At 47.2% G+C, this 22,625-nt stretch carries 20 protein-coding genes; 14 read left to right on the top strand and 6 right to left on the bottom strand.

Translation table 11 applies throughout. From position 1 onward, the window contains the following. Positions 1-89: 89 nt before the first annotated feature. From uvrB to BM114_RS02640, 8 genes are all read left to right on the top strand, one after another. Complete coding sequence (uvrB, locus tag BM114_RS02675; RefSeq protein WP_092110125.1) at positions 90-2,123, top strand: excinuclease ABC subunit UvrB; 2,034 nt, start codon at positions 90-92, stop codon at positions 2,121-2,123. A gap of 83 nt (positions 2,124-2,206) precedes the next feature. Then, positions 2,207-3,301 (top strand): DUF4468 domain-containing protein, encoded by a 1,095-nt coding sequence (locus tag BM114_RS02670; RefSeq protein ID WP_092110123.1) that lies wholly within the window; start codon positions 2,207-2,209, stop codon positions 3,299-3,301. A gap of 2 nt (positions 3,302-3,303) precedes the next feature. After that, positions 3,304-3,522 (top strand): hypothetical protein, encoded by a 219-nt coding sequence (locus BM114_RS14580; RefSeq protein ID WP_092110120.1) that lies wholly within the window; start codon positions 3,304-3,306, stop codon positions 3,520-3,522. Continuing rightward, complete coding sequence (locus BM114_RS02660; protein ID WP_092110118.1) at positions 3,522-5,861, top strand: putative porin; 2,340 nt, start codon at positions 3,522-3,524, stop codon at positions 5,859-5,861. Before BM114_RS14580 ends, BM114_RS02660 begins: the two co-directional genes overlap by 1 nt. Before the next feature lie 50 nt (positions 5,862-5,911). Further along, the gene (menA, locus tag BM114_RS02655) at positions 5,912-6,853 is read left to right on the top strand and encodes a 1,4-dihydroxy-2-naphthoate octaprenyltransferase (protein ID WP_092110116.1); all 942 of its coding nucleotides are present in this window, start codon (positions 5,912-5,914) and stop codon (positions 6,851-6,853) included. Positions 6,854-6,857: 4 nt separating this feature from the next. Further along, positions 6,858-7,496 carry an HD domain-containing protein gene (locus tag BM114_RS02650; protein WP_092110114.1) on the top strand — a complete coding sequence of 213 codons (639 nt, stop codon included), beginning with the start codon at positions 6,858-6,860 and terminating at the stop codon, positions 7,494-7,496. A 486-nt stretch (positions 7,497-7,982) separates the two neighbouring features. Then, positions 7,983-8,588 (top strand): riboflavin synthase, encoded by a 606-nt coding sequence (locus BM114_RS02645; protein WP_092110112.1) that lies wholly within the window; start codon positions 7,983-7,985, stop codon positions 8,586-8,588. Positions 8,589-8,813: 225 nt separating this feature from the next. Continuing rightward, on the top strand, positions 8,814-10,157 hold the full coding sequence (locus tag BM114_RS02640) for a TolC family protein (RefSeq protein ID WP_092110110.1): 1,344 nt from the start codon (positions 8,814-8,816) through the stop codon (positions 10,155-10,157). Between the two features lie 101 nt (positions 10,158-10,258). Here BM114_RS02640 and BM114_RS02635 read toward each other — a convergent pair whose 3' ends face one another. Further along, entirely contained in the window at positions 10,259-10,900 is a 642-nt protein-coding gene (locus tag BM114_RS02635; RefSeq protein ID WP_092110108.1) for an HAD family hydrolase, read from the bottom strand. A 107-nt stretch (positions 10,901-11,007) separates the two neighbouring features. Between BM114_RS02635 and mltG the strand changes: the two genes are divergently transcribed. The 5 genes from mltG (at position 11,008) to BM114_RS02610 (ending at position 16,882) form a co-directional block, all read left to right on the top strand. Next, entirely contained in the window at positions 11,008-12,054 is a 1,047-nt protein-coding gene (mltG, locus tag BM114_RS02630; RefSeq protein ID WP_092110107.1) for an endolytic transglycosylase MltG, read from the top strand. Between the two features lie 407 nt (positions 12,055-12,461). Further along, a complete protein-coding gene (locus BM114_RS02625) occupies positions 12,462-12,992 on the top strand; it encodes a contact-dependent growth inhibition system immunity protein (RefSeq protein ID WP_092110105.1) in 531 nt (176 codons plus the stop codon). 114 nt (positions 12,993-13,106) lie between these two features. Then, a complete protein-coding gene (locus tag BM114_RS02620; RefSeq protein WP_092110103.1) occupies positions 13,107-14,825 on the top strand; it encodes a glutamine--tRNA ligase/YqeY domain fusion protein in 1,719 nt (572 codons plus the stop codon). Further along, the gene (locus BM114_RS02615; RefSeq protein WP_092110101.1) at positions 14,826-16,244 is read left to right on the top strand and encodes a tetratricopeptide repeat protein; all 1,419 of its coding nucleotides are present in this window, start codon (positions 14,826-14,828) and stop codon (positions 16,242-16,244) included. Then, complete coding sequence (locus tag BM114_RS02610) at positions 16,241-16,882, top strand: DedA family protein (protein WP_092110099.1); 642 nt, start codon at positions 16,241-16,243, stop codon at positions 16,880-16,882. The genes BM114_RS02615 and BM114_RS02610 overlap by 4 nt, the downstream gene beginning before the upstream one ends. 3 nt (positions 16,883-16,885) lie before the next feature. Here the strand turns inward: BM114_RS02610 and BM114_RS02605 are convergent, their stop codons facing one another. From BM114_RS02605 to aspS, 4 genes are all read right to left on the bottom strand, one after another. Continuing rightward, on the bottom strand, positions 16,886-17,953 hold the full coding sequence (locus BM114_RS02605; RefSeq protein WP_092110097.1) for a mannose-1-phosphate guanylyltransferase: 1,068 nt from the start codon (positions 17,951-17,953) through the stop codon (positions 16,886-16,888). 67 nt (positions 17,954-18,020) lie between these two features. After that, a complete protein-coding gene (locus BM114_RS02600) occupies positions 18,021-18,356 on the bottom strand; it encodes a hypothetical protein (RefSeq protein ID WP_092110095.1) in 336 nt (111 codons plus the stop codon). Between the two features lie 70 nt (positions 18,357-18,426). Next, positions 18,427-18,759: a winged helix-turn-helix domain-containing protein gene (locus BM114_RS02595; RefSeq protein ID WP_092110093.1), complete on the bottom strand. Its 333-nt coding sequence runs from the start codon at positions 18,757-18,759 to the stop codon at positions 18,427-18,429. Positions 18,760-18,905: 146 nt separating this feature from the next. Continuing rightward, entirely contained in the window at positions 18,906-20,672 is a 1,767-nt protein-coding gene (gene aspS, locus BM114_RS02590) for an aspartate--tRNA ligase (protein WP_092110091.1), read from the bottom strand. Between the two features lie 685 nt (positions 20,673-21,357). On the opposite strand from aspS, the gene BM114_RS02585 reads away from it, so the two are divergent. Beyond that, positions 21,358-21,747 (top strand): DUF1573 domain-containing protein, encoded by a 390-nt coding sequence (locus BM114_RS02585; protein WP_092110089.1) that lies wholly within the window; start codon positions 21,358-21,360, stop codon positions 21,745-21,747. Positions 21,748-21,894: 147 nt separating this feature from the next. Here BM114_RS02585 and BM114_RS02580 read toward each other — a convergent pair whose 3' ends face one another. Next, positions 21,895-22,533 (bottom strand): HAD family hydrolase, encoded by a 639-nt coding sequence (locus tag BM114_RS02580; protein ID WP_092110086.1) that lies wholly within the window; start codon positions 22,531-22,533, stop codon positions 21,895-21,897. Positions 22,534-22,625: the final 92 nt, after the last annotated feature.

Below are 22,625 nucleotides of genomic sequence, written 5' to 3'. Positions count from 1 at the left end.
CTCTATTTACAAAGTAAAAACTATATTTTTTAGCAAAAAATCACGAATAACAACGCAGCAAACCATATAATTTTAGTAAATTTGCACTTATGGATTTTAAGCTTACATCAAAATACAAACCAACAGGCGACCAACCAGAGGCGATAAGAGAACTTACAGAAGGCATTAGGCGCGGAGATCCCGCCCAGGTCTTACTTGGGGTTACCGGATCAGGAAAAACCTTTACCATTGCCAATGTAATAGCCAATATCAACAAGCCAACATTAGTGTTAAGCCACAACAAGACATTGGCTGCCCAACTCTATCAGGAGATGAAAGGCTTCTTCCCTGAGAATGCGGTCGAATACTATGTTTCTTATTATGACTATTATCAACCGGAAGCATATCTTCCGGCATCAGACACTTATATAGAGAAAGATCTCGCAATCAATGAAGCTATAGATAAACTGAGGCTTGGGGCGGTAAGTTCCTTGTTGTCAGGGCGAAAAGATGTAGTCGTTGTATCTTCCGTTTCTTGCATCTACGGCATGGGCGGACCAACGGCAATGGCAAATAGTGTGATAGCCATAAGGAAAGGACAAACACTTGACAGAAATCAGTTTCTCAGAAAACTTGTTGATGCCCTTTATATCCGAAACGATATCGACCTGCAACGAGGCAATTTCCGGGTAAAAGGCGACACGGTAGATATTGCTATGGCCTACAGCGACAATGTTCTACGCGTTACCTGGTGGGACGACGAAATAGATTCTATTGAAGAAGTCGACTCCGTTACATTCCACCAATTGGCTTCATTCCAAGAATATCAGATTTATCCTGCAAACCTCTTTGTTACCTCCAAGGAACAAACGGAGCTGGCTATTCGCGAGATACAGGACGACTTGGTAAAACAGGTGGACTTCTTCACGGGGCTTGGCGACAATATCAAGGCACAGCGCATCAAAGAGCGGGTGGAATACGATATGGAGATGATAAAGGAATTGGGCCATTGCTCCGGCATAGAAAACTATTCCCGCTATTTCGACGGCCGTCAACCTGGGGAAAAACCATATTGTCTGCTTGACTTCTTCCCGGCAGACTACCTTATGGTAATTGACGAGAGTCATGTAAGCGTACCCCAGATCAATGCCATGTTTGGCGGCGACAGGGCACGCAAGCAGAACCTGGTTGAATACGGATTCCGATTGCCGGCAGCCTTCGACAACCGTCCGCTGCGATTCGAAGAATTCCATGAAATGATTAATCAGGTGATTTATGTGTCTGCCACTCCTGCCGATTACGAGTTAGAAGAATCTGGAGGTGCAGTCGTAGAACAATTGATTCGTCCCACGGGACTCCTTGATCCTGAGATTGAAGTTCGTCCGAGTGAGAACCAAATAGATGACTTACTCGATGAAATCCTGACCCGAAGCCACAGAAGGGAACGCGTGCTGGTTACCACTCTGACCAAGAGAATGGCAGAAGAACTTACAGAATATTTGCTGAATCATGATGTAAGGGCCAACTATATCCATAGCGATGTGGCCACTCTTGACCGCGTGAAGATAATGAACAATCTCCGTTCTGGTGTCTTTGATGTCCTTGTTGGCGTAAATCTCCTTCGTGAAGGGCTCGACTTACCCGAAGTTTCTCTTGTTGCCATCCTGGACGCAGACAAAGAAGGATTCCTCCGCAGCCATCGCTCTCTGACCCAGACTGCCGGACGCGCAGCCCGAAATGTGAATGGAAAGGTAATCATGTATGCGGACACCATCACAGAAAGCATGCAGAAAACCATTGATGAGACTTACCGCAGGCGCATGAAACAGCTGAAATATAACGAGGAGCACCACATTACGCCTAAGCAAATAGTCAAAGATATTACAAACGCCCTTCCTACGACCAAGGACTTTACTGCCCCTTCTGTTCAGGCTACCCCGAATGCGTATATTTATATAGAACCTGACAGTGCTGCCTTTGCTGCAGATCCTATTGTTGAGCGCATGTCAAAAGAGCAATTAGAGAAGAGCATTGCTGATACGACAGCCCTGATGAAACAGGCCGCAAAACATCTTGATTTTATCCAGGCTGCCCAGTATCGAGACGAAATCGTCAGGCTTAAAGAACAATTGGATTTGAAATAATTAATGTTAAACATCAGTTTAAGCCATCGCTAATTCAAGAGATTTGATTACTTTTGTAGAACAAATATAATAATTACAAGATTATGAAGAAGGTTCTGATTGCATTATTTGCCATTATGCCATTTGTAAGCTTTGCACAAAGTAATACAACCCTGACTCCTGAACAACAGTTAGAAAAAGCGCAGCAGCAATTGGAGGCAGCCCAGAAAGCAGTAGCCGAAGCCAAGGCCAAAGCGGAAAGAGCACAAAAAGCCGCTGCAGAAGCAAAGGCCAAAGCCAAAGCCGAGGCTGATAGAAAAGCAAAAGAAGATGCCGCCAAAAAGGCCAAGGAGATTGCAGCGAAACAAGCTGCCATTCAAGAACAAATAAGAAAAGCACAAGAAGAGGCTGCCAGGCTGAATGCAGAAGCAGAGCGACTTAACAAGGAAGCCCAACAGACTGGCGTATTCCCATCGGCGACTGTGCCTGAGACAAAGAAAGAGGCTATGGCTCCCAACGGCAAGAAAGAACCAGCAAAGACGACAGAACCTCTGAAAAACAAAGATCCAGAGGGCAAATATTCAATGACTACTTCCACTTCTAAAGGAGACTGGAGTTCGCCTGCCACAACAGCAAATAAGACCAAGAAATATGTTAAGAGCAGCAAAAAAGACGACAATGACATCTCCGAATATCTTGAAGGAGCAGTTCCCGTAGTCGATGGTTCCGTAATATTCACGCTCGACCTTGATGTTCCCGGCAAGAGTGCGGAAGACATTTACCAGATTACCTATGAGTATATGAGCGAGTTGACAGAGGACGACAATCAGAAAACAGACGAGGCTGCCAAGAGTACTATAGCCTTAGTAAACGAGACCCGGCACCAGATTGCAGCGCGCATGTGTGAATGGCTGGTCTTCAACAGCAACTTCATCTCGCTCGACCGGTCGGAATTCAACTATACACTTGTTGCAAATTGTACGGACAATCACCTGAACATGACCCTGTCTCGCATAAACTACAGCTACGAGGAAAACCGTGATAGCGGCTTCAAGACGAAGGCAGAGGACTGGATTGTCGATGAGTTTGCCCTCAATAAGAATAAAAACAAGCTGAGCCGCCCATCCGGCAAGTTCCGCCGCGCAACGATTGATCGTAAGAATGAAATCTTCAATGGCATTGAGGAAGCCTTAAGATAATTATGGAAATAGGAAGCAATAGGCCCAGACACCATCGGCAGACGGAAGAGTCTGAAGATAAATATCTTCAAATCCGCAATATCCTCAACATCATATTCATGCTGGGAGCTATTGTCGGTGTCGCCATCTATTTTCTTGCAAATACAACAGTTGGCACTATCATAATTCTGGCAGCAATGGTTTTCAAAATCGTTGAATGCTGCCTCCGATTTATTCATTAATGAAGAGATTACTTATTTTGATATCCTTGCTTTCTGCCATTGCCCTGGGCAGCAAAGCACAAATTGACACATCTTCTGATTATAATCAGATCAATGAAGATGGCACCTTTACAACAAATAGAAATCAGAGAAAACAGCAAGACACCCTGGGCACAGACAAAGAGATTCCTATAGGACTGAAAACTTGGACCATCAACCGATTCGGCGACCGGACCTTCGCTGAGCCTGATACCATCTCCCATATGTACATGAACAGCATATTCACTACGGGCATGCGTGGTGAATACAATACATTGGGAAATCTGGGCTCCCCGCGTATTGCCCGCATATTCGTTGATCGACAGCAGATGCCGGAATTTCTCTTTTCCGCCCCCTACGATTTCTTCCTCACCAATATTGAAGAATTCCACTTCACAAACACTCTTTCACCGTTTACGAACCTCTCATTCAATACTTGTGGCAACAGAACCAACGGCGAAGACCATTTCACGGCTAAGTTCGGGATTAATGCCGGCAAACGAATCGGCGTGGGATTCAAGTTTGATTACATCTATGGGCGCGGCTATTATTCGAACCAAAGCACCTCGCACTTCAACTATACCATGTACGGCTCGTATCTGGGCGACCACTATCAGGCGCATCTGCTCCTGTCAACCAATCACCAGAAAGTGGCTGAGAACGGTGGCATCACCAACGACGATTATGTGGCACGCCCCGAGATTTTCAATGAAAGCTTTGAAACCACCGAGATTCCCACGACTCTGGAATCCAACTGGAACCGCTATGACAATCACCATATATTCCTGACTCATCGCTACAGTCTCGGCTTCAAACGCAAGGTGAAGATGACCGAAGAGGAAATCAAGGCCCGTAAGTTTGCCATGGAAGCCAAGAAAGACCAGAAAGCCCGAGAGGAGAAAGAGGAGGCGATGAAAAAGGCCCGTATGAACGGCGAAGACCTGGACGAGGCAGAATATGATAAAAATGCGGCAAACACCCCAACCTTCGGGGGGCGTCCGGACGATGCCAAAATAGCAGGCATGGAACCTGCGGACACGGCAAAACTGGCAAACAACCGCATTTCAATCAGCAACAAGGAACAACTGGACAGCGTTCTTGCCGCAGAGAGAAAAGCTGCCGAAGACACGATGTGGCTGAAAAACGAATATGTTCCGGTTACCAGCTTTATCCATACGGTTGAGTTCAATACGAACCGACGCATCTATCAAGCCTACCAGACCCCTGACGGCTTCTATCAGAACACTTATGATGTGGCGGAAAGGCTTTTGCCCGACTCCATCTTTGACAAAACCCGCTTCTATAATATCAAGAACACCTTTGCTATATCCCTGTTAGAAGGATTTAACAAATGGGCAAAAGCTGGGCTTAAGGCTTTTGCCAGCCATGAGATGCGGCACTATACACTGCCCGGCCAGATGGGACCTGCTACCTATAGGGAGAATGGTATTTTTGTCGGCGGGCAGCTCTCAAAGACAGAGGGGAAGACCCTGCATTACGATGTCTTAGGTGAATTCGGCGTAGCCGGGGATGATGCGGGAGCCGTTCATATCGACGCTGCTGCCGACCTGAACTTCAAGCTTTTCGGCGATACCGTAACATTGGCTGCAAGCGGTTTTTTTTACCGGGATTCGCCAAGTTTTTACTATCGGCACTATCAGGGCCGGCATTACATGTGGAATTTAGATGCCGACAACTTCATCCATAGCCGCATACAGGGCATTCTAAGCTGGGCTAAGACCCGTACAAGTCTGCGGATTGCCATAGACGAGATCAAGAATTACACTTATCTCGGACAGAGTTATGAGATTAACGAAAACCATAACCGGCTCAACAATCAAGTGATGGCCCGTCAGTGCGATGATGCCATCAGCCTGATTACGGCGCAAATAGCCCAGAATTTCACTTTCGGCCCGTTGAATTGGGAGACCGTTCTCACCTATCAGAAATCCAGCAAGGAGGATATTCTTGCCGTGCCCCAATTCAATGTCTACACCAATCTGTTCCTGAGATTCAAGATTGCCAAGGTTCTGAAGTGCGACTTCGGAGCCGACATGAGATACTTCACCAAATACTATGCGCCCGACTATGCCCCCGGGCTCGGGCAATTCACCGTGCAGGAAGGCAATAGCCGGACCAAGGTGGGCAACTATCCGGTGGTGAATGTATATGCGAATTTCCATCTGAAGCACACCCGCTTCTTCGTGATGATGAGCCATGTGAACGAGGGACTGGGCACCGGCAACTATTTCTTCACCCCCCACTATCCCCTGAACGCCCGCATCCTGAGATTCGGACTGAGCTGGAACTTCTTCAACTAAACATCTCGAAACCTCCTTTCATAGGAGAGTTCAGGAATAGAATCTCATACATGAACGAGAACAACATTCGTACAAATTCACCCAAATCGTGGCTGCTAGCAGCACGCCCAAGGACCTTGACGGGAGCGGCTGTACCCGTAATGATCGGCACGGCACTTGCTCTGAAGGATGCCGGCCTTGCCGGATTCAGACCGGTTCCCGCCATCCTTTGCTTCCTTTTTGCGTTCGTCATGCAGATAGATGCCAACTTCGTGAACGATTACTTCGACTATAAGCACGGCAATGACGACCGGGCAACCCGCCTCGGCCCCAAACGCGCATGCACCGAAGGCTGGATTACGCCCCGCGCCATGAAGAAAGGACTCGCTGTAACCACACTTCTCGCATGTGTCATCGGCCTGCCCCTCATTGCCTACGGAGGACTGCAGATGCTGCTCGTGGGCGTTGCCTGCGTGCTCTTCTGCTTCCTCTATACCACCACCCTGTCCTATCTGGGTATGGGCGATGTACTCGTTCTTTTGTTTTTCGGAATCGTTCCGGTCTGCTGCACCTACTATGTCATCCTGCCGGAGCATTTGCAAGGCATCACCCTTGAGGTCTTCCTGGCCTCCGTTGCCTGCGGACTTGTCATCGACACCTTATTATTAATAAATAACTATCGCGACCGCGACAACGACAAGCGGGACCATAAGATTACCCTCGTCGTAAGAATCGGATACCGGAATGCCGAGCGCCTCTATCTCTGGGTAGGCTTCATCGCCGTGCTCATCATGGCCGGCATCTACCTCTATGAGTTCAATCTGCAAGGCCGTCCGTCGGCATTCGCCGCCATGGCGCTACTTCTGCCCTACCTCATCTGGCATCAAGGCACACAACGGCAGATGTGCGAAATCCACGAAGGTCGCGAACTTAACCGAATCTTGGGGCAGACTGCACGCAATATGTTCGTTTACGGCATAGGCACAGCCCTCGGCATCATACCACTCTCATAACGATATGCAACAACAAATAGACTTGGAATTGATGGAATTTGTAGAAAAGCAGATTCTCCCCCGCTATGCTGAATTCGGCAGAAGCCATGGGCTCGGGCATGTCCAGCGCGTCATCAAAAACAGCCTCGAACTGGCTCGCCTCACGGGGGCCGACATCAATATGTGCTATGCGATAGCGGCCTACCACGACCTCGGCATGAGCGGTCCTCGGGCTATCCATCACATCACGGGGGGAAAGATTCTCACCGCCGACGCCCGCCTGAAGAAGTGGTTCTCGCCCGAACAGATAAAGATCATGAAGGAGGCCATCGAGGATCACCGTGCCTCGGCCAGCCACTCTCCTCGTTCCCTGTATGGGAAAATCGTTGCCGAGGCCGACCGCGACCTCGACCCCGAGACGGTATTCCGTCGTGCGGTACAATACGGATTAGAGAAAGAGCCAGCCTTGGATCGGACGGGACAATGGAACCGGTTCCAGAACCATATGCAGGAAAAGTATTCGCGAGCCGGATACATCCGCCTCTGGGTACACAATTCCCCGAATCAGGAACGCCTCTCGGCCATCCAGTCCATCATCGAAGACGCAGAAGAACTTCACCGATGGTTCGACAGACTCTACAATGAAGAAACCGGAAATGCCTAAGGACGCACATTCCTTGCCGTTCTCCCGTATTCCTCCAAGCCTGGTCTCTTAAGGCTAAATGCCGTCAACACAATGACAAAATCGGCGATTTTGTCCCATGATTTCGGCGATTTTGTCGTATAATCTCGCCGATTTTGTCAACCGAAAGACCGCATCCTCCAGTAAAACATCTCACAAAAAGACAGGCGGCTTAATATTTTTTAGAACTATTCATTTGACAGTATTAATTTAAATTACTATCTTTGCAATCAGAAAAGGAGAACCATCTCGGGGGTTGCACAGATTCGATCGGGATAGTCATCAAAATTAAAATAAGAACCGAGACAGCTTCTTTTGCTAATGGCGGGCCATATAAAGTTCCTCGGAACCTAAGCCGCAAGGCCGGTGGATTACAAAGGCGGAGAGCTCTCAAATCATATATACTCGGACTTATCATCACATCATCGTGCAGCCCCTTTTTATTTTATCCAACCTTCACCAAGTCATATGTTTAGCGGTATCGTAGAAGAAATGGCCACCGTCGTGGCAATCAGCAAAGAGCAGGGCAACATCGATTTCACCCTGAAGTGTTCTTTTGTGGACGAACTGAAGATAGACCAGAGTATCTCTCACAACGGCGTATGCCTCACCGTGGTGAGAATCGCGGGCGGCACCTATACCGTTACAGCCATGAAAGAGACCCTCGACCGCTCTAACCTGGGACTCGTCCAGATAGGAGACGCCGTCAATGTAGAGCGCTCCATGCTGATGAACGGGCGGCTGGACGGGCATATCGTCCAAGGTCATGTTGACGAGACCGCCTGCTGCGTCGGCATGCGCGATGCCGACGGAAGCACCTACTTCAAGTTCGAATACAAGCTCGATCCCGACATGGCACGGCGCGGATACTTCACGGTGGACAAGGGGTCGGTAACCGTAAACGGCGTTTCGCTTACGGTCTGCAATCCCACCGACAACACTTTCGAGGTGGCCATCATCCCTTACACCCGTGCAAACACCAATTTCCGTGATATAAAAGTGGGCACGGTAGTCAACCTTGAGTTTGACATCCTCGGGAAATACATTGCCCGGCTACAAGATTTCAATTCCTAATCAGGAGGAAATGTTCCTCTGATAAGACGATGATAACTGCAGATTTAATTGGCCTCAAGACAGAAAGATAAGCTTATCTACTCAAACCAATACAAATCTGCAGGCTCCCTATAGCGTAACAAACTCTTTTCATAAGTATTGTTAAAATCCAGACCTACATGTAAACTTGAAGAAGTTTTTTTGCGTCTAACAAAGTAAAATATTCTAAAAGATCAGTATTACGATATGAGACATTTTTGGAAACTCTCGCTGATAGGATTAGCGTTCCTGTCTTTTTCACAACAGATGGAAGCCCGCCGGTGGACACTTAGAGACTGCATCGACTACGCACTGCAGAATAACATCTCACTCCAGAAGACCCGTGTCCAAAAGTTGAGCGCCGAAGAGGATGTCAAGCAGAGTCAGGCCGCCCTGCTGCCCTCATTGGATTTTAGCACCAATCACAATGTGAGCTACAGCCCCTGGCCGGAATCCAACCGTACGATAGTGGCCAACGACCAGATACAGACGAGCGTGGACAAGGTTTACTATAACGGCACCTATGGTCTGAATGCCAACTGGACCGTATGGAACGGCAACCAGAATCACAATCAAGTCAAACTGAACAAGCTTGCCTCACAGCAGGCGGAACTGGATTCTGCCGTTTCGGCCAACAATGTTCAAGAGCAGATAGCCCAACTCTATGTACAGATACTTTACTCCACCGAAGCCATCAAAGTGAGTAAGAACGCCCTTGAAACAAGCAAGACGAACGAGGAGCGTGGCAAGACATTCGTTGAAGTGGGCAAGATGAGCAAGGCCGACTTGGCTCAGCTGACCGCCCAGAGGGCACAGGACGAATATAACATCGTGCAGGCAGAGAGCAATCTGAAAAACTACAAGCGACAGTTGAAACAACTCCTGCAAATCACTGACGACGAAGAGTTTGACATTGCAGTTCCGGAAACGACCGATGCAATGGCACTACAGGACATCCCGGGAATGCAGGCCGTCTATGCCTCAGCCTTAGACAGTCGTCCGGAAATCAAGAATGCGCAGCTCGGGATCGAGTCAAGCGATGTGCAGGTGAAACTTGCAAAAGCCTATCGTTATCCCACCGTCAGTCTCAACGCCGGAGTGGCGACCAGCCATAATTCCATGAGTGACTATGAATGGGGAAGGCAGATGAAGAATAACTTCAACATAGGAGGGGGTATCTCATTAAGCATTCCTATCTTCGATCATCGCCAGACCAAGACGGCGGTAAACAAGGCTATGCTTCAACGACAAAGCTACATGCTCGACCTGCGCGACCGGCAGACGACCCTCTACTCTACTATTGAGAACTATTGGTTGCAAGCCGTTACCAATCAGAACATGTTCAAGGCCGCGAAGGTCAGCACGGAAAGCGCCCAGACCAGCTACGATCTCCTGAGCGAGCAGTTCCGTCTTGGACTGAAGAACATCGTAGAGCTGATGACCGGTCGCGACAACCTGCTTCTGGCACAGCAAAACGAACTGCAAAGCAAGTATCTCACCATCCTCAACATCGACATGCTCAACTTCTATAAGAATGGGGAATTGAAATAACAAACAGGAAAATCATGCTATTTGAACGCCATTACCACTTATGGATGATGGCGTTACTAACCGCAAACGAATTCACGAAAAAGCCTCTGCCTGTTTCCAGTCTATAGCCGCAGCAGCTCTTCGGGACTGCTTACGAACCGCTCGCCACCATGCTCCACAAGGAATTCCCGGCTCCGGAATCCCCACAGGACGCTGATGCACGGCATGCCGCTGTTCCTCGCCGTCATGATGTCCACATCGCTGTCGCCTATATATACGGCATTGTCTGCACCCGTCCCCAACTGCCGCAGAGCCTCCAGAACCGTGTCCGGGGCGGGCTTTCTGCGGATGTTCTCCCGCTCGCCGATGGCCACCGACACATAATCACCGAAGAAATGGCGGCAAAGACTCTGGGTTGCCGTATAGAACTTGTTGCTCACGATGGCCAGGTTCTTGCCCTGCGATTTGAGTTCCGCAAGCATTCGCAGGACGCCGGGATAAGGAGCTGTCGTATCAAGATTATGCACCAGATAATGCTCCCGGAATGTTGCGAAAGTCTCCTCGAATCTTGGATTTTCCAAACCTTTCGGGACAGCTCTCTCCATCAGCTTCTTAACCCCGTTGCCCACGAAGCACCGAATTTCATCCAAAGTCCTCTCCGGCATTTCGTGCTGACGCAGGGCGTAGTTCGTGCTGGAATACAAATCTCCTAGGGAATCAAGCAATGTCCCGTCTAAGTCAAATATATAGGTATCATATCTCATATCGCCGTCTTCTAAATACAACACAAAATTAAGAAAAATATTCCACAATATTGAACAGAAATCGAAATTTTACCGTATCTTTGTAATCGTTTTTGATATACATCATCATGAAGAAAAACCAAAAGAAAAAATACCTCATACCGGCAACAGTCTGCCTGTTTATAATCGCCGGGCTCGTCTATTATTATTTCTTTTCTGCCATCAGCACGAAGCCCGATACGCAATATATATATGTGGATGCCGACGACAATATCGACTCCGTATACAATCATCTCGAATCTGTTGCATCCGCACATGGAATGAGAGCTTTCCGCATTCTTTCTCGCCACAGTCAATACGAGGACCATATTCGTACAGGAAGATATGAGGTGTCGACCTCCACGGGGGCTTTCCAGCTTTTCCGCCACATGAAAAACGGCATGCAGAAACCCGTAAACCTGACCATACCCTCGGTGCGCACGATGGACAAGCTGGCCGCGGAGCTCTCGAAGAGGCTGATGCTGGACAGCACCACCCTGTATAAAGCCTTCACCGACGACACTCTCCTCCAACGGCTGGGGTATACGAAGGAAACCATTCCCGCACTCTTCATCCCCAATACTTACGACATTTACTGGAACATCTCGCTCGAAAAGTTCCTGGAGAGAATGCAGAACGAGAACCGGAAGTTCTGGGACGACGGCCGCACGGCAAAGGCAAAGCAGCTCAAGCTCTCGCCCGTAGAAGTAATCACGCTGGCAAGCATCGTCGATGAGGAAACCACGAACGACTCAGAAAAGCCCAAAGTGGCAGGAATGTACTACAACCGACTGAACTTCCGCGACCAGGAATACCCGCAAGGAATGCCCCTGCAGGCCGACCCCACGATCAAGTTTGCCCTGGGCGACTTCGAACTGAGGCGCATCTACCACAATATGCTCACCATCAACAGCCCGTACAACACCTATAAAAACACCGGCTTGCCTCCCGGTCCTATCCGCATACCGACCGTCGCCGGCATCGATGCCGTATTGAATCTTGAACACCATAACTATCTCTACATGTGTGCAAAGGAAGACTTCAGCGGAACGCACAACTTTGCGCGCACCTACCAAGAACACTTGCAGAATGCGGCAAGATACTCTAAGGCACTAAACAACCGGGGCATAAAATAAGTTCATGCAGGCCTTCGGATACGCCATAATCTAACAAATTGCCAAGCCTTTAAAAATAAAAAAGTCCTCCACTTCTCAGAGGAGGCTTTTTGTTTCAATGGGTATCAGCTTCTTAAGGCAAAAAGATTGTATTCAGGATAATATGAACAAATTTATATACTTTCTGCTAATGATGCAAATAAAAAGAGATGTTTTTCAACTTTTTTTTCATTAAAAGTCCTCAACACGCCTATTTCCCAGCACAAAATTGTGCAATTCTCTCCCGCCAACCCTGTACTGACTGTCCTGCGAATTAAATCCAATAGATTTATTTTTCTCCACGAAGCCATAAACTTCTCGCAAAAAATAGCTATATTTGCACAATACTAACAAACTGGGAAAAACCAACCGAAGAACATAAACAAACGATGGCAAAAAGGAAGAAAACACCTAAATACTTACGAGACGAACAGGGGTTAGTCGGGAAAAAGGCCTGTCAATCAAATACATTGGCTGAACCTGCTATTCAATACTTAGAGCCACAAAGACTGCTGTCTGCAACCTTATCTTCACTATTAAAGGAGAGATGGGAAGGCGAAACCCCGTCTCCTGAAGACTCTTACCCTGTAAGGCATCTGTATGCTTTATACAATACAAGGATTTCCGAATACACGATAGAAGACTTCCGATTCCTCATCAATCAGAACATAGCATTGGAACATATCATGCCATTGGCATTGGAAATATTGACCAAAAACATCTTCGCCTCCGGCGATTTCTATGACGGCGACTTGCTGAATGCCGCCCTCACGGTACCAGATAGCTTCTGGAAGGAAAACCCATTGATGTATGCCTCTATGAAAGAACTATTGGAAAGGCAAAAAGACAGTCTTGACAGCAACATGGAAATCAAATCAGTTAGAAGAACAATCAGCGATTTTCTAAACACGAATAAATAGTATAGTGAAATACAAAATCCCCTCCCTTGCGATAATGCGTTAAACTTTCCGGTTTCTGCAGTTATTAAAATGATTTTATGTATCTTTGCAACAGAATTAAAACTGGTGTTGAATATGACAACAAAAGAAGAAAACTCAAGCGAAGAGAAGAGAAGCCTCAGCTTTGTAGAACAATTCGTTGAAGAGGACTTGGCCGAAGGCAAGAACGGAGGACGCATACAAACACGCTTTCCGCCAGAACCTAATGGCTATCTTCATATCGGTCATGCCAAAGCCATCTGCATGGACTTCGGGGTTGCGGAAAAATACAATGGCGTCTGCAATCTTCGTTTTGATGATACCAATCCCAGCAAGGAGAACACGGAATATGTAGAGAATATCCTGGAGGATATCAAATGGTTAGGTTTCAAGTGGGGTAACATCTACTTTGCTTCCGACTATTTCCAGAAGCTCTGGGACTTTGCAATTTGGATGATAAAGCAGGGCAATGCCTATGTAGATGAGCAGACCTCAGAACAAATCGCCCAGCAAAAAGGAACTCCCACAACTCCCGGGACGGCTTCGCCCTACCGCGACCGCCCCATTGAAGAGAATCTGGAACTCTTCAAAAAGATGAATACACCCGAGGCAGTAGAAGGCAGCATGGTATTGAGAGCAAAACTTGATATGACCAATCCAAACATGCACTTTCGGGATCCTATCATATACCGCATCATCCAAACACCGCATCACCGCACGGGAACCCAATGGCACGCATACCCAATGTATGACTTCGCACATGGGCAGAGCGACTATTTCGAGGGAGTAACCCACTCGATCTGCACCCTCGAATTCGTCCCCCATCGTCCCCTCTACGATAAATTTATAGACTATCTGAAAGAGATGGACGGAACAGCTGATCAGCTACATGACAACCGTCCACGACAAATAGAGTTCAACCGCCTGAACCTTACTTATACGGTAATGTCCAAACGCAAGCTCCATACGCTTGTAGATGAGCATTTGGTAAACGGGTGGGACGACCCTCGTATGCCCACCTTGTGCGGCATGCGCCGTCGGGGATACTCACCAGAATCCATCCGTGCCTTCATCGACAGCATCGGCTATACCAAGTTCGACGCGCTGAACGATGTAGCATTGCTCGAGGCTGCGGTAAGAGACGACCTGAACAAGAAGGCCTGCCGGGTCTCCGCAGTACTCGATCCAGTAAAGTTAGTTATTACAAACTATCCTGAAAACAAGGCCGAAGAGATGGGGGCCGTTAATAATCCGGAAAACGAGGCTGACGGCACTCACACCATCACCTTCTCCAGAAACTTGTGGATTGAGCGGGCCGATTTCATGGAAGATGCTCCCAAGAAGTTCTTTCGCCTAACCCCGGGCAAGGAAGTGCGCCTGAAAAATGCATACATTATTATGTGTACGGGTTGCACAAAAGACACAGCCGGCAACATAACCGAGATACAGGCAACATACGACCCGCAAAGCAAGAGCGGTCTTGAAGGTGCAAACCGCAAGGTAAAGGGCACCTTGCATTGGGTTTCAGCCGACCATTGCGTAAAGGCTGAAGTCCGTGAATACGATCGGCTCTTCTTTGTAGAAAACCCATCCGCTGACGAAAGGGACTTCCATGAGCTTCTGAATCCCGACTCCCTGCACATACATACCAACTGCTATGTCGAAAAATATGCTGCAAACAAGGTGTCCGGAGAATATCTCCAGTTCCAGCGCATCGGATACTTTACGGCAGATCCGGACTCAACGGCAGAGCATCCTATATACAACAAAACGGTTGGACTGAAAGATACTTGGGCCAAGCAGAATAAAGAATAAATGGCGTATAACGACAATTACTTCGATAGTAAGCTTTTCAAGGATATCTTGAACAGATATGAATCATCAGCCCTCACTGGTGATTCTATCTATTTAGAACCAGATGAATTCACGCATATTGCAGAATATTATCAAGAAAATGGCAATACGGAAAAGGCGAAAGAAGTGATCGAACAGGCCCTACGGCTATTTCCCGGGGCACTCGCCCCACTCCTTCTGCGCTCGCGCATAGCGTTGATTACCGAGCAGGACATCGAAAAAGCCAAGGAATATGCTGCCCAAATTGACGACAAGAGCGATCTTGACTATTATTATCTGTACGCAGAAATCATGCTTGCTGATGACCAGATAGAAAAGGCCGACGAATATCTTGAGTCTAAATATGCCGACATAGACGAAGAAGACAAGGAAGACTATGTCTTGGATGTCGCTAATCTCTATGCTGACTACGGCTATGCCAATGAGATGGAAAAATGGTTAGAAAGGTCGGAGGACCGGAATTCTACCGACTATCTTGAACTCAAAGCCCGCTTGGTTTTATCAGAAGAAGACTTTGAAGAGGCAGAAAGAATTTATCAGGAACTGACAGAGAAGGAACCCTTCTCATCCTATTATTGGAACCAACTGGCTACCACACAATTCATGCGCGGGAACATTAGCGACTCCATACAAAGCAGCGAATTTGCCATTGCCATTAATCCCAACGATACCGATGCCATTGTAAACAAAGCAAACGGGCTCTTCAGCATCCATAATTTAGAAGGCGCTTTAGAATACTATCAACGCTATACCAAGCTGCATCCGCAAGACCCTATGGGCGAAATGTTTGTTGGAACGATTCTCTTAAACCTCGGAAAGCCGGAGGAAACAATACCCCATTTCCAGAAAGCCATAGAACTGACAGAGGGAGACAATGCCCGACAAGCCGATATGTACAAGCAGTTGGCATTTACATATTCCAATCTCAATGAAATGGATAAGGCTTTGGGAACAATAGACAAGGCACTGGAAAAAGACGGGCTCGACGCTAACGAAGCCATGGTCATCAAAGGATACATGGAACTACAACGGCAGAATGTGAAACAGGCTGTAAAATTCTTTACCAATGCAATCACTAATTCTAAAGAAGATCCGGAAATTATTTTTCGCATAGCGGTTTCTGTTTTTGAAAACGGTTACCATGTGCTGTGCTATAGGCTGCTCTCACATCTGTTCACGATGGTACCTGATGACTGGGAAGACGGCTATGCCTATATGGCCTATTGTTGCAAGTCTTTAGGAAAACAAGAGGAATATGAGCTGTATCTTAAGATTGCCTGTGATAGAAATCCGTATGAAATAAGTATTGCGTTTGAAGACTTCTTGCCTGAAGACTTAGATATAAAAGACTATTATAACTATTTAAGAGAAAAGAAATGAACTGGCTATCAACCCTCCTGGGAAATCTGAACTATGGAACCATCTTCTTTCTGATGTTATTGGAAAGTACGGTTATCCCCGTCCCTTCAGAGTTCGTAGTGTCGCCGGCAGCCTATCATGCCGCCGGTGGAAACCTCAATATTTTCCTTGTCATTTTATTTGCGACAATCGGTGCGGATTGTGGCGCGACAATCAACTATCTTGCCGGATATTATCTCGGGCGCCCTATCATCTATAAGTTTGCAAACAGCCGGTGGGGACATATGTGCCTGCTGAATCAGGAAAAGGTAGAGAAGAGCGAGAAATACTTCTATGATCATGGCATTGCAGCAACCATTACTGGCCGACTTATACCGGGAATCCGCCATTTGATTTCCATTCCTGCAGGCTTGGCAAAGATGAAATATTGGCAATTCCTGCTGTATACCACCTTGGGGGCAGGCGTCTGGAACTGCATTCTTGCTGCCCTTGGCTGGTATCTCCACGCCATAGTTCCAGAAGATCAGCTGACAGATAAGATTATGGAATACAGCGAATACATCAAGGTTATTATCATGTCCTTGGTGGCAATAGCGTTCCTTTATTTCCTTGCGAAATGGTATATCAAGCGCAAACGAAACATCCGTGGAGAAGAATAATCGTCAGCCTTCTCCACTAAACTGCTTAATTCGCTGTTCCTCCGACAGGCTACATATCAATAAGGTGCCGTCTTTCTCTGCGACAATATAATTGTCAAGCCCCTGTATAACCACATGACTCTCCTGGGTAGTATGCACGATGCAGTTATGGCTGTCATACATTTCTATATTCTCTCCTATAAGGCTATTGCCATATAAGTCTTTCTTGGTCTGCATCAAGAGGCTGCCCCAGGTACCGAGGTCGCTCCAGCCGAATTCCGCCGGGCACACGAAGATTTCCTCTGCCCGTTCCATAATGGCATAATCTACCGAGATGCTGGCACACTCTGGATATCTACGATTAATTTCCTCCTGCTCCTGAGGCGTCCCGTAAATGGGCCGCAGACTTTCAAACACCTTTGCTATAGAAGGGGCATAGACGCGGAAGGCATTCACAATGGTACTTGCACTCCAGATAAAAATCCCCGCATTCCAGAAATAGTCATTATTCTTGATATACTGAATAGCGGTTTGCAAATCGGGTTTTTCACGGAAACTGTCTACCCGGAAGATTTCTTTCTGGCGGGGAGAGCTCAAGGATAGGTCGGCTTTAATGTATCCATATCCCGTCTCCGGACGATTAGGCTTCATGCCCAAGGTTACAATGGCGTCAGTTTCCCGCGTAAAATTCAGGCACAACTGAATGATTCGCCTGAATTCATTTTCATCCATAACGATGTGATCGCTGGGGGAAACCACAATATTCGCCTTATTGTCTTGCGATTTGATTCGCCAACTGACATAGGCAATGCAGGGAGCCGTATTACGACGGCACGGCTCAAGGAGAATTTGGTTTTCGGGCACTTCTGGCAACTGTTCCTTGACTATATCAACATATCTGGCATTGGTTACCACCCACACATTTTGTGGATTACAGACACCTTGAAAGCGCTGATAGGTAAGTTGAAGCAATGACCTTCCCACCCCCAACACATCGATGAACTGCTTAGGCTTGTCCGTGGTGCTCATGGGCCAGAACCTGCTACCCACTCCACCTGCCATAATGACCAGATGACTGTTAGTATTCTCCATAACATTTCGTATTACTGGCACAAATATAGGCAAAAAAAACCAGATTCTGAAATATTCGCCTGAATATTTACTCAAACAAGGAAGGGGCACTACCATTATCAACGCCAGACTCCTCTTCCTCTCGCTGATCATCCATTGCAAAGTCCAGCATTAACTGCTGTGCCTTTCCCGATTTCATATTCAAGCGGTAGCGTCCCCTGATCTTTGCTCTTTCTATGAGCGAGTCAGGATTTTTCGAATATCTTGCAAGAAACTTTGCCACATCTTTATGGACAGTCTTAAAGTCTTCTGGCTCAAAGAGTGAATTACAAGCATTGAACACATGACGGGCAATCTTCATAATCGAGATTCCCTCATCATCAACTTCCTGCAATATGCGAATAATCTCCTTGTCGTAATTCACTTCCTTCTACTCATAAAAAAAGCCGCACTCTCATCGAATCAGAGCACGGCTTTCTTGAAATATCGTCGATTTAAGCAAGGACAACCTTTGCGCCCTCATCCTTAATCTTGCCCTCTTTAAACAACCAGCCCATGCCGAGGAGAACTTCCTCTGTGCTGATCTTTGCTGCCTTAGCGATTTCTGCTACAGTAAGAGCTTTTTCTGCCGTTGCAAGTGCCTGGTATACATCACCGGCCTTAAAACCTACATTCAAAGCGTTGAGTGCTACTGCTGCCTTTGCCACAACTGCCTTCTTGGGAGCCTCAGCCTTCTTTGCCGGAGCAGCCTTTACAGTTGCTTCCTTTTTTACGGGAGCTGCCTTCTTTACTGCTGCAGCTGCCTGTGTTGCTTTCTTTTCTGCCATAATAACTTTTAATTTTAATTTAACCGTCTCTCAAAAATAACCAACGGTTTTACCCTTAAACGCCACAAAGTTAGCTATTTATCTTCAATACCTCCAAGATATATGACTAAAAAATGCTGTTTTTATTTGTTTTTTGTCAACTATTCTTATCTTTCTTGATTCAAATCAACTTTTATCCGGAGTTCGTCAAGTTGTTTCGAATCTAATTCCGAAGGAGCGTCGAGCATTACATCGCGGCCAGAATTGTTTTTCGGGAAAGCGATGCAATCACGGATAGAGTCAAGACCTGCCATGATGGAGACGAAGCGATCAAGGCCGAAAGCCAGCCCTGCATGAGGAGGGGCACCATACTTGAAGGCGTTCATCAGGAATCCAAACTGGGCTTCTGCACGCTCTTCTGTGAAACCGAGAATCTTGAACATTTTCTCCTGAAGCTGTGTGTCGTGGATACGAATTGAGCCCCCGCCCACCTCGATGCCGTTGCAGACAAAGTCGTAAGCCTTGGCCCTTACCTGTTCCGGATGTTCTTCCAGCAACGGGATATCGTCAGGATTCGGCATGGTAAACGGATGATGAGTGGCCATCAGGCGCTGTTCCTCGTCGCTCCATTCAAAGAGTGGGAAGTCGACAATCCAGAGGCACTTGAAAATATTTTTATCGCGAAAGCCCAGACGGTCGCCCATCTCCAGACGGAGTGCGCAAAGCTGTATGCGGGTCTTATTGACATTGTCGCCGCTCAGGATAAGTACGAGGTCGCCGTCCTTGGCACCCATTGCCTGTTTGATTTCCTGAAGCACCTCCTGGGTATAGAATTTATCGACCGAGCTCTTGATGGTTCCGTCGGCATTATACTTGATATAGACAAGTCCCTTGGCACCCACCTGAGGCCGCTTTACGAAGTCCGTCAGTTGGTCGAGCTGCTTGCGGGTGTAGTCAGCACATCCAGGCACACAGATACCACCGATATACTTGGCCTCATTGAATACGGGGAAATCGCCTTTCCCGCTGAAGGCCTCCTTCAGCTCCACGAACTCCATGCCGAAGCGGAGGTCGGGTTTGTCAGACCCAAAGCGACGCATCGCCTCGTGCCAAGTCATCTGCTCGAGCTTTTCCGGCAGTTCCACGCCTCGGATTTCCTTGAACAGCATGCGTGCCATATCCTCAAAGATGTTAATGACATCGTCCTGATCCACATAGCTCATCTCACAGTCTATCTGCGTAAATTCCGGCTGTCGGTCGGCACGCAAATCCTCGTCGCGGAAGCACTTGGCTATCTGGAAATAGCGGTCGAAGCCTGCCACCATGAGCAATTGCTTCAAGGTCTGGGGACTTTGAGGCAATGCATAGAACTGTCCGGGATTCATGCGAGAGGGCACCACGAAGTCGCGAGCCCCTTCGGGAGTGCTGCCTATCAGAATCGGCGTCTCCACTTCTATGAAGTCCTTGTTGTCCAAGAAGTTGCGAATGAGGATGGTCATGCGGTGGCGCAGCTCCAGATTCTTGCGCACAGAGGGGCGGCGCAAGTCGAGGTAACGATACTTCATGCGGAGATCATCTCCTCCGTCGGTGTTATCCTCTATCGTAAAGGGGGGCGTAAGGCTGGGGCTCAGGATGTTCAGCTCCCTTGACAGTATCTCGATCTCTCCCGTATCCATCTTCGGATTCTTGCTCTGCCGTTCATTGACAACACCCTTCACCTGAATGCAATATTCGCGCCCAAGCTTGTTTGCGGCGTCGCAGAGGTCTTGATTGTCAGACTCATTGAAGACCAGCTGGGTAAGTCCATAACGGTCGCGGAGGTCAACAAAGGTCATGCCGCCCATCTTCCTCACGCGCTGAACCCATCCTGCAAGTACAACTTCCTTGCCGGCATCGGAGAGACGAAGCTCCCCACAAGTATTCGTTCTATACATATAACTCCGTATTTATTACTGACTTGCAAAATTACAATATTTTGATGAGAGTGCAAAATAAATCTTTCATTAAATCTTGGAAAAGCCCTCTTGGCAATAGGAATCATCATCTTGCACTATAAAAACGCAGAAACAGGCGAAGCAGAGACCTGATACTTTTTTATTACAAACATCTCCAAAATAAGCCCCTTGAAATCAACGAGCACACGAGTGGCTGCAAAAGCAGGCCTAAATTTCAACTTTTCACAACTCGTTAGATATCAGAATATTACGAGAATCCATGAACTTTAAAGTCCAAAAAACGGAAGCAAAAAAAGTAAAAGGCCGCCTTTTTGACCCTAAAAGGCGGCAAACTGCGTTGCTTTTAACGGCTTCCGACCCTGCAAAAGGCCGCCTCCTTGAACATAGAGAGCAACCTTTTAGCCGTTTTTGAGGAGAAAAGTATACCAGAAACCGATGTTTTCTGGCTAACCAACCGTATTTACGAGCCTAAAATGCAGATTTCGTAAGACTCTTTTTTCGTTATGTTTTCTTTACAAAACAAGCCTTTCCATGTTTGCTGGTTTCACATTTAGCCGTAAAAAGAAACCGCTCCTCAAGGATTAATATTATATAAAAAAAGGAGAGAAACGCAACATCTATAAAAAGTTTTATTATCTTTGCATCGTTTTTAAGACAACTGAATATGAAAAAGATTTTAATGATAGCTATGTTGCTCGTGGGTTGTCTCTCGATGCAGGCGCAAAACAAACAGGCAGAAATCAGGTTCGATAAGATTACGCATAACTTCGGAACCTTCAGCGAGAAGGATGCCGTACAGACCGCAACCTTCACTTTCACCAATGTGGGCAGCGCACCGCTGATTATCAATCAGGCTGTTGCGAGCTGCGGATGCACCGTACCCACATTTACCAAGCAGCCAATCAAACCGGGCGAGAAGGGTGAAATCAAGGTGAAATACAACGGTGCCGGCAAGTTTCCCGGCCATTTCAAGAAGTCTATCACCATTCGTTCCAACGGCAAGATAGAGATGACCCGCCTTTATGTGGAAGGCAACATGGAGGAGGCAAAGTAGGCCATTGCATGAAAGGGCCTGATTCCGAAATGAAAGGCAAAACATAGAAAGACCTCCCTTGAGTTATATTCTCACAGGAGGTCTTTATTTTTCCGTCGGCCAAGCCATGACTGCCCCAAGCCGCATGAGCCAAATCGGGAAATACGGTCAGAGACCGAAAAGGTGCCCAATTTCCGCTTTCCAATTTCCATAGTCTTTTATCACGATGTCGGAATAGCCGCGAATGGATTCCTCAGAATTGGTAGTTGCCAGCCCTATCGTGAGCATATTAGCCGCCCGAACGGCCTTCAAGCCGTTGAAGCTGTCCTCAAACCCGACACACTCTTGAGGCTCAAAGCCAAAATATTCTGCACCCTTGAGATAGCAGTCTGGGTCTGGTTTGCTCTTGCTGAAATCCTCTGCAGTCAACACCTTGTCGACCAGAGACCTGAATTCCGGATGCGCTTGATAGACTTTCTGCATCTTCGACAGATCGCTACTTGTAACAATAGCGATTCTCAACCCCACTCTCCTGAGTTCAGAGGCGAATTCCGGGAATCCCGGGACATATTCAAAGCGCATATGACTCTCAAACTCATTGATGTGGTCTATTAGTTGTGGAACCTCGGCTTTAAAGTCCTGAAAATAGAGGTCGATTATCTCCACGAGTGTCTGCCCTTTTATCTTATGCGCAAAATCCGGTTCATCAGGGAAATAGTGCTTGCTTTCCTCATCCCAGAATTTCGTATACTGTGGCTCCGTATCAAATACCACCCCGTCTAAATCGAAAAGAGCTGCTTTTATCATTTTTACCTTAAATAATACTATATAGATACAAAGTTACGAATTTTTATCGTAACTTTGCACGAAATATATTACTTTTGAATGAGATAAAGATA

This window comes from Prevotella sp. KH2C16 (assembly GCF_900113305.1).
Taxonomy (GTDB): domain Bacteria; phylum Bacteroidota; class Bacteroidia; order Bacteroidales; family Bacteroidaceae; genus Prevotella.
Note: the sequence above shows the minus strand (reverse complement) of the source record. Positions and strands in the feature narration are given on the sequence as shown.